The organism is Pseudarthrobacter linnaei (assembly GCF_055412825.1).
This window is the reverse complement of record NZ_JBVAYX010000062.1, coordinates 1-2,489: the sequence shown is the minus strand read 5'-3', so window position 1 is coordinate 2,489 and position 2,489 is coordinate 1. Positions and strand designations below refer to the sequence as shown.

Annotated in this window: 3 protein-coding genes; all 3 read left to right on the top strand. The window is 69.4% G+C overall.

The window, feature by feature from the left end; translation table 11 throughout:
- On the top strand, positions 1-1,844 hold a 1,844-nt coding region (locus ACZYZ3_RS20450), incomplete at its 5' end, for a hypothetical protein (protein WP_463965593.1).
- Complete coding sequence (locus tag ACZYZ3_RS20445; RefSeq protein ID WP_463965592.1) at positions 1,841-2,182, top strand: hypothetical protein; 342 nt, start codon at positions 1,841-1,843, stop codon at positions 2,180-2,182. The genes ACZYZ3_RS20450 and ACZYZ3_RS20445, both read left to right, overlap by 4 nt.
- Complete coding sequence (locus ACZYZ3_RS20440; protein WP_463965591.1) at positions 2,179-2,382, top strand: hypothetical protein; 204 nt, start codon at positions 2,179-2,181, stop codon at positions 2,380-2,382. Before ACZYZ3_RS20445 ends, ACZYZ3_RS20440 begins: the two co-directional genes overlap by 4 nt.
- Positions 2,383-2,489: the final 107 nt, after the last annotated feature.

Here is a 2,489-nt window from a genome sequence, read left to right as displayed (position 1 = left end):
CGCGTCAGGCGGGATGCGCGATGACCGGCACGTTGGTTGCGGCTCCCCGGACCGGGGTGCGTTGGAAGTCCCGTGAGGTGTGGTGCGCTCTGGCGGGGGTCGTGTCGTTGGTGCTTGCCGTGGGGGCTGCTTCCACGGTGGCGGTGCCGGTGAACAGCGATTTGGGGCTCGTCGGGGTGCTGCCCTACCCGTTTTGGGTGGGGGTCCTGGTTCTGAATGTCGCGTTTGTCGTGGCGTTGCGGGGGGATGCCGCGGGCCCGGCGCGCCGGGCGGTCATGCTGTGGCTGTTGCTGGTGCTTGTGCTCGTGCTTTTCGGGACCGCGGCTTTCGTGGCGGACGTTCCGCGGGGTGAGGTTGCGTTCCGTCATCTCGGTATCGCTGATGCCCTCGCGGGCGCCCCGGGGATCGATCCGGACATCGACGCGTACTTCAACTGGCCGGGTTTCTTTGCTTTGCTGGCGACGGTGCTCGGGGCGACCGGTCTTGATCCGGTGGCCGTTGCCCTGTGGGCGCCGGTGGTCAACATGGGTCTGTGGCTCGTTGCTTTGGGCGTGCTGACGGGCTTCCTGACGCGCGATCCGCGACGGCGCTGGCTCGTGCTCTGGATCTTCTGCCTCGGCAACTGGCAGGACCAGGACTACCTGTCTCCGCAGGCCTTCGGCTTCTTCCTGTACCTTGTCGTGGTCGCGCTGCTCGTGGGTCCGTTGGCCGCGCGGGTGCCCGTTCTGCGCGGTGACCGGCGCGCCGGTCTGGGGGCGTGGTGGCGGGGGCGGTCGCCGGCCGACCGCGCCGACCTGGTGGCGTGGTGGCGGGGGCGGTCGCCCGCCGAGTCCCGGCCGGGGCATCGGGTGAGTGCCCTGGTGGTGGCCCTGTTGCTCATCACGGTCATCTCCGCGAGCCATCAGTTGACGCCGTTCATGGTGCTCATCGCCGTCATCGCTCTGACTCTGAGCGGGCGTGTCTGGCCCAGCCGGTTGCCCCTGATCACCGCAGTTGTGCTGACGCTCTGGCTTGTCTATCCCGCGAGTGCCTACCTCATCGGGAACCCCCCTTTGGCGGAGGCAGGACTGCAGGCCGCGACCGAGGCGAATGTCATCGACCGCCTGAGCGGGACCGCTGGGCACGTGCTCGTGGTGCAGGTCCGGATTGTTCTCACCCTTGTGCTGTGGGCGCTTGCCGCGGCGGGGGCGGTCCGGGACTGGCGCAGGGGACGTCTGGACATCAGGGTGGTCCTCCTGGCCGTCACCCCGCTGCTGCTCTTCCCGGCGCAGTTGTACGGCGGGGAGATGCTTATCCGCGTCTCGCTGTTCGCGTTGCCCTTCATCGCCTTGCAGGCGTGCTCGGTTCTGCTTCCCACGGACGGCAGCACACGCCCTTCCTTCCGGGCCGCGGGGGCCCTGGCGCTGACCTGCTTCCTGCTGGCCGTGCTGACCGTCACGGGCCGGTTCGGGAATGCCCAGTATGACGTCTTCACCGACGATGAGATCGCCGCCGTCGCCGCCGTGCATCGCCTCGCGCCGCCCGGCTCGACGATCATTTCGGCTGCCCACCCGACGCCGTGGCGCAGCGAGGCCTACCTCGAACACCGGGCCCGGACGATCGATGACATGTGCCGGTCTGACTTGTCGACGGCGACGTGCGGCCCACTCGTGTACGACTACGCCCGACACAGCCCTGGCGGTGCCGTCGTGTTGCTCACGCGCTCATCGGAGGCCAGTCTCGTGCTCCAGGGCTCCAGCAGCACGCGCGGCTTCGACGAGCTGGAGGAGTGGCTGAGCGCGCAGGACGGCGTGGAGCTCGCGTTCAGCAACGTTGACGCACGCGTGTACCGGGTGACGCCATGAGCGGCGGCGGCGTCAGCCGGCCCACCGTGGTGCTCGGTCTCGCGGCCCTCGCGTTGTCACTGGTGACGCTCATCGGGCTGCCGACACCGTTGCAGGCGGTCGCCGCGATAGCGGTCCTGGTCCTGCTCCCGGGGCAGGCATTGGCCCGACTCACGCAGGTGACCGACCTCGCGCTCGGCGCGCTGCTCGTCCTGGCGCTCGGCCTCGCTACGCTCACGGCAGTGTCCACCGCGATGTTCTACCTCGCTGTGTGGTCCTGGCAGGCGTGCGTCGTTACGATGGGCGTCATCACCATCCTCGCGTGCATGGCACGCGCACGGCAGGAGGCCGCATCATGATCGATCTGGCGGGACTTCTCGCGACTGCCGTCCTGCTCGTGACCCTCGTCGCGCTCGAGGTCCGACGCGCCGGAGCAGACACCGGGCAGCCCCCACGCCCGAGGATCCTCGGCCTGACGGTGAGCCCCAGGGTCGTCGCCGTCATGTGGACGATGTACCTGCTCCTCTTCCTGCCACGCGTGCTGGGACTGCTCGCATGAGCCGCGCGGCCCGGTGGTGGCTCCTCAGCGACCTCCACCTGGGCGTGTCCGACGAGGACCCCCGGCGCCCCGGCACAGTGCTGCCCGAGTTCCTGCACCGCGAGGTG